1 protein-coding gene is annotated in these 431 nt (G+C 68.2%); it reads left to right on the forward strand.

Annotation, left to right across the window (positions count from 1 at the left end; translation table 11 throughout):
• The coding region (locus tag FJV41_RS55950; RefSeq protein WP_181791607.1) for a tetraacyldisaccharide 4'-kinase at positions 1–344 on the forward strand (344 nt) is incomplete at its 5' end.
• Between the last annotated feature and the right edge of the window lie 87 nt (positions 345–431).

Genomic DNA, 431 nt, shown 5'->3' on the forward strand with positions numbered 1-431 from the left:
ACAGTGCACAGCCGCTGGCCGGCGGCCGCGCTCGCCCGCTGGCGTACTTCAAGGGCCAGCGCGTGCATGCGGTGGCCGGCATTGCCCATCCCCAGCGCTTCTTCGACATGTTGCGCGCGCGCGGGATCGGCGTGGTGCCGCATGCGTTCGCCGACCACCAGGCCTACCAGCCGCAGGACCTGTCCTTCGGTAGCCAGCTGCCGGTATTGATGACCGAGAAGGACGCGGTGAAATGCCGTGCGTTCGGCAACGACTGGCACTACGCGGTTCCGCTGCGCGCCGAGCTGCCCGCGGCGTTCTGGGTGGCGCTGACCGATCGCCTGGACAAGCTGCGGCCGAACTGACTGGCGCGGCGGCGCTTGCATTCACGCGCTGCTGCCCGCATTCCCGTTGTAACGAGCCTGCCGAGTACCGCCTGCATGACTGAATTC

Origin of the sequence: Myxococcus llanfairpwllgwyngyllgogerychwyrndrobwllllantysiliogogogochensis (assembly GCF_006636215.1) — a bacterium.
Taxonomy (GTDB): Bacteria; Myxococcota; Myxococcia; order Myxococcales; family Myxococcaceae; genus Myxococcus; species Myxococcus llanfairpwllgwyngyllgogerychwyrndrobwllllantysiliogogogochensis.